The 5,854-nt window shown below is 68.8% G+C and carries 3 protein-coding genes; all 3 read left to right on the top strand.

Annotation, left to right across the window (positions count from 1 at the left end):
- Positions 1-1,440 (top strand): sialidase family protein (locus IG178_RS04200; protein ID WP_193211266.1); only part of this gene is annotated, 1,440 nt, incomplete at its 5' end.
- 9 nt (positions 1,441-1,449) lie between these two features.
- Positions 1,450-2,088, top strand: a complete 639-nt coding sequence (locus IG178_RS04195) for a YdcF family protein (protein ID WP_193211265.1) — start codon at positions 1,450-1,452, stop codon at positions 2,086-2,088.
- 90 nt (positions 2,089-2,178) lie between these two features.
- The gene (locus IG178_RS04190) at positions 2,179-5,829 is read left to right on the top strand and encodes a beta strand repeat-containing protein (RefSeq protein ID WP_193211264.1); all 3,651 of its coding nucleotides are present in this window, start codon (positions 2,179-2,181) and stop codon (positions 5,827-5,829) included.
- Positions 5,830-5,854 lie beyond the last annotated feature (25 nt).

Below are 5,854 nucleotides of genomic sequence, written 5' to 3'. Positions count from 1 at the left end.
GGCGAGGGCGGCGTGAACACCTACCGCATCCCGGGCATCGCCATCGACGGTGCAGGCGTGCCCCACGCCGTCTACGACCACCGCTACAACGGCGGCGGCGACCTGCCGGCGGACGTTGATGTCGGCTACGCCCGCAGCACCGACGGCGGCGCCACCTGGAGTGCCTCGCAGCTCATCCTCGACTTCGACGCCAGCGTGGCCGGCTCCTCCGGCAACGGCGTCGGCGATCCCTGCATCCTCCACGACCCGGTCACCGGCACCTTGTGGGTGGCCGCGCTCTGGTCCTTCGGCAACCACGGCTACAACGGCTCCGGTCCCGGCACCGAACCCACACAGACCGGCCAGTACGTGCTGGTGAAAAGCGAGGACGGCGGTTTGAGCTGGTCCGACCCGATCAACGTCACCGCCGCGGTCAAGGACGACCCCGCCTGGAACCTCATCTTCCAGGGCCCCGGCCACGGCCTGGCGATGCGCGACGGCACCCTGGTCTTTCCCTCGCAGTACCGCGATTCGACCGGCACCGTGCGGGTCTGCTCCGTCTTCAGCTCCGACCACGGCCAGACCTGGGACTTCGGCTCCGGCGTGCCGGTCAGCTCGCCGCAGACCAACGAGAACACCGTTTGCGAACTCGACGACGGCCGCCTGCTTTTCTCGATGCGCACCCCCAGCGGATCGAACGGCCAGCGCGCGTGGATCCGCTACACGCCGGGCGGTGACGAGCCGATGCGCGACGGATCCTGGGGCGATCTCTTCCGTCTGCCCGCCGTGCCCGATCCAGTCTGCCAGGGCAGCGTCATCCAGTGGACCAGCACCCACCGCGGCGACCCGCGCGAGTTCATTCTCTTCGGCAATCCCGCCAGCTCGGCGGCGCGCGACCACTTCACCCTCCGCGTGTCGCCCGACGGTGGCGATTCCTGGCCGGTCTCCCGCCTGCTCTACTCCGGTTCCGCCGCCTACTCGTCGCTTTGCATCCTGCCCGACCGCTCGATCGGCGTCCTCTTCGAGAAGGACAACTACACCCGCATCACCTTCGCCCGCGTCGAGGAAGCCTGGTTGCTCGACCTGTCGCTCGACAGCGATGGCGACAGCATGCCGGACGCCTGGGAAATCCTGCATGGACTCGATCCCGGCACCAACGATGCCGGCCTCGACCCCGACGGCGACGGCCAGCGCAACGTCGACGAATACGCCGCCGGGACCGATCCTTTGCTGGCGGGCTCGGTCCTCCGCATCAAGCGCATCGCCCGTGAAGACACGATCGAGCTCGAATGGAGCAGCGTTCCCGGCAAGAGCTACGCCATCGAACAAAGCGGCGACCTCCAGCTTTGGGAATCACCGGAAGGCATTGAGGAAATCACCGCCAGCAGCCCTGTCTCCACGCTCAGCCTTCCGGCCGACGCCGCCCCTTCGCGCTTTCTCCGCGTCCGCGCCTTGCCTTGAATTCCCCCCATGTCGCCTGACGTCCTTGCAGCCGCCCGGACCCTCTGGGACTACCATCGACTCGGCCAGCCGCTTGCTCCGGCCGACGGCATCCTGGTCTTCGGCAGCAACGACCTCCGCGTCGCCAGCCATGCCGCCGGGCTTTTTCACGCCGGCCTCGGCCCGTGGATCCTCTTCTCCGGCGCGCGTGGCCGGATGACCAGCGACTGGCCCGAAAGCGAGGCCGTCACCATGGCCCGCGTCGCCCGCGAGGCCGGCGTGCCCGGGGAGAAGATCTTCATCGAGGACCAGGCCACCAACACCGGTGAGAACATCCGCTTCTCCCGCCGCCTGCTGGAGGAGCACGGGATCACCCTTTCTACGGCGATTGCCGTACAAAAACCCTACATGGAGCGCCGGACCCACGCCGCCCTCGAGGTCCAGTGGCCCGGCACACGCTTCCGGCTCAGCTCGCCGGACCTCGACTTCGACCGCTACTGCAGCGGCGACCTGACCGCGGAGCTTGTCATCTCAGCCATGACCGGCGACTTCCAGCGCATCCTCGACTACCCCCCGCTCGGCTTCGCCAGCGAGCAGGAGGTCCCGCCCGCGGCGATGGCCGCCTACCGCTTTTTGGTCGATGCCGGCTTCACCGGCCAGCTGACCTGAACTGGTCGGCATTCCCGACCACTGCGGGATGATTGTCCGGCGAACGCGGCGCCGGGATGGTGATCGGGACAAATCCCGAAAACCACGTCCATGCACACACGAAGCTACGCCTATCTCTTCGCCGCCCTCGCCGCCGGCACCGTCCGCGGCCAGGACCTCCGCAGCGACACCGCGGACAACCTGAACGCGACCGGCGCCTGGACCGACGGCAGCGTCCCGACCGCCGCCGACATCGCCACCTGGAATGCCACCAGCGCGCTCGCCAACACGCTCGGCGCCGCCCAGTCCTTCGGCGGACTCGACCTCTCCGGAGCGGCCGGCCCCGTCAGCATCAGCGGCGCTTTCAACCTCGGCCTCGACCACAGCACCGACGCCAGCACCATCCTCGACACCGGCGCCAACGACTTCACCTGGGGCCAGACCGGCAGCGGCGGCGCCTTCAACATCATCGGTGCCCTCTCCGCCGCTCCCGGCAACGGCAACACCGGAACCGGCGCCACCTTCGCCGGCTCGGGCATCACCACCCTCTCCGGCACCGGCACCAAGAACTGGTCGACCAGCGGCAACGCCACCAACGGCGCGAACGGCGTGACTAACGTCACCTTCACCGGCACCTTGCGGCTGCGCGGCGCGACGACCCCGATCGAATCCCTCGCCGGCAACTGGCTGGCCTTCGGCGGTGGCGGCGGAACCACCGACCTGCCCGGCAGCCTCACCCAGACCGGGGCCTTCCACCTCGACACCGGTGACGACGAGTCGCGCGGCGACTTCATTCTCACCCAGGCTTTCAACGGCCAGGCCCTCGAACTCGCCAGCCTCTCCGGCACCGGCAACATCCGCTCCGACTGGGGCGTCGGCGCGGCCCTCAGCGAGCGCGCCATCCACATCGACCAGGACATCGACACGGTCTACGCGGGCGGCATCTACACCCACAACGGCAGCGGCCAGCGCCGCGACGTCACCCTGACCAAGGACGGCAGCGGCAAGCTCACCTTCATCGGCCGGCTCGGCAGCACCCAGGGCGGCGGCGGCAATCCCGCGTCCCTCAACTTCGCCATCAACGGTGGCGTCTGGCAGATGGGCGACGGCAGCGAGAACCCCTCGGCGCCGCTGAACGCCGGGAACTGGGACAGCGCCTCGACCTTCACCATCGGCAGCGCCGGCACCCTGCGCTTCATGGCCAACGAAAACGAGTATGCCTGGGACCGCGTGCTCGACGGCGACGGCCTGCTGGAAATCACCAGCGACGGAACTCCCGGCGAAGGCAAGGTGGCGCTCACCGCCCACAGCCCGGACTTCACCGGGCCCACCCACGTGCTCGGCGGCCAGCTCCGCTTCGGCGGCGACCTCTACAACAGCCCGGTCACGGTCGCCGACGGGGCGGGCATCGCGATCGGCAGCAGCGGGGCCAGCGGCACCGGCATCGTGAAATCCATCGCCTTCTCGGGCAGCACCACCTCCACCTTCCGCGCCGGCGGCGGGATCGACTCCGACCTGCTGATCATCGACGACCCCGACGGCTTCACGGTGAGCGGCCCGCACGTCCTCACCGCCGTTTCCACCGGCGGCCTCAATCCCGGCGAGCAGGTGCCGGTCATCGACTACAACGGCAGCTTCACCGGCTTCGCCAACCTCTCGCTGGCCCCGGGATCGCGCTTCACCCTCGTCCACAACACCGCGGACACCTCGGTCGATCTCCTGTACTCAGGTGGCACCATCACCTGGGCCGGCGGCACCGGCGTCTGGGACCTCGACACCACCGCCAACTGGGAGCTCGACGGCAGCCCGACGCCCTTCCTCACCGGCGACGCCGCGCGCTTCGACGACAGCGCCTCGACCGGCAATGTCGTCCTCGCCGGCGACCAGAACCCGAGCGCCCTGCTCATCGACAACGACACCCTGGCCTACACCCTCAGCGGTGACACCCTGGGCGGCAACGGCGACTTCACCAAGCAGGGACCCGGCACCGCGACCGTCACCACCCCGACCAGCTACAGCGGCTACACCTATGTCGACGAGGGATTGCTGACCTTCGGCGACGGCGCCAGCAGCGGCGAGGTCGGCAGCGGCCCGGTCGACCTGCTCCCCGGCGCCACGCTGCGGATCCACCGCAACGACCTGCTCGACTACAAGGCCGACCCGCGGCTGCGCACGGTCAGCGGCGGCGGGGACGTCGTGATCGACGGCGGCTGCCTGCTCTTCAACTACACCGGTGGCGGCACCGCCTTCTCGAGCCCCGGCACCTGGAGCGCCTTCACCGGCAATCTCGTCATCAAGGGCGACTCGGAGTTCCAGACCATCCGCAACGGCGCCAACGCCATGGGTACGGGTTCCATCGTACTCGGCGATGCCACCACCAGCGGTGCCCTGTCGCAGATCGAGGGCAACTGGACCTTCACCAACGACATCGAGGTCACCGGCCCCGACAACCTCATCGTCAACCGCTCGGCCGGCTCCAACCGGACAATGAAGCTGCAGGGAATCCTCTCCGGCTCCGGCAGCCTCACCTTCCTCGATGCCACCTCAGCGATGGGCAACCTCCAGACCGGCTTCATCTTGACCGGCGACAACACCCTCGACGGCACGCTGGCCATCAGCGCCGGGGTGCCGGTCCGGGTCGGTGGCATCCCGGGGGAAACCGACACCAACCAGTCGGGCGCAGATGCCTCCGGCAGCCTCGGTGCAGCCACGGTGATCAACGACGGCCACCTCACCTTCTCGCGCACTGACAGTCACGCCGTCGACAATGACATCTCCGGCAGCGGCGAGGTCATCATCGGCCTGAACAGCGGCACCGATACCCAGGAGGTGACCTTCACCGGCAGCAAGACCTACAGCGGCGCCACCCTCGTCCGCAACGGCACCCTGCGGCTCGACACCACCCTGCCCGGTTCGCCGGTTGTGGTGGAGACCGCCGGCACCCTGGCCGGCAGCGGCAGCCTCGGCAGCGGCCTGACCATCGACGGCACCCTCGCCCCGGGCAACTCGGTCGGCACCCTGACCTCGAGCGATGACATCGCCTTGTCCAACGGTGCCACCATCGCCTGGGAGATCAGCGACTGGGACGGCAGCGCGGGCAGCGGCTACGACACCATCAACACCGCCACCCTGACCATCGATGCCGTGGCCGGCACCCCCGTGGTCGTGCGCATCACCGGGGATTCGCTGGCAAACTTCAGCGAAAGCCCCCGGACCTTCACCCTGGTCAGCACCAGCGGTGGGATCAGCGGCCTCGACGCCGGCGAGATCGTCGTCGATGCCACCAACGCCCCGGGCAGTGGCAGCTGGTCGGTCCAGGCAAACGGCAACGCCCTCGAGCTGGCCTACTCCCTCGGCAACGCCTACGACAGCTTCGAGACGGCCAATGGCATCGCCGGCGCCGGGGCGGACACCGACTCCGACGGCGACGGCATCGCCAACGGCATCGAGTTCGTCATCGGCGGCGACCCCTCCGGCCCGGGTTCGGACTCGAACGCACTGCTGCTTCCGGCCACCGTCGATGTCACCAGCCTGACCTACGTCTTCCGTCGTAGTGACGCCTCGGCGCCATTCAATCCCGGGGTCGAATACAGCCCGGACCTCGACCAGTGGACCAGCGCCACGGATGGCGTCGACGGCATCAACATCACCGTCGAGGACGACTTCTACCCCGGCAACATCGACCGGGTGAGTGTGGTCATCCCGCGTGCCCTCGGCACCGGCTCCGCGCTCTACGCCCGCCTGCGGGTCAGCATTCCCTGATGCAATGGATCGTCATCGGGGAACG

The organism is Neoluteolibacter marinus, from assembly GCF_014904755.1.
In the GTDB taxonomy this organism is placed as follows: domain Bacteria; phylum Verrucomicrobiota; class Verrucomicrobiia; order Verrucomicrobiales; family Akkermansiaceae; genus Haloferula; species Haloferula marina.
This window is presented reverse-complemented; position numbering and strand designations above follow the sequence as displayed.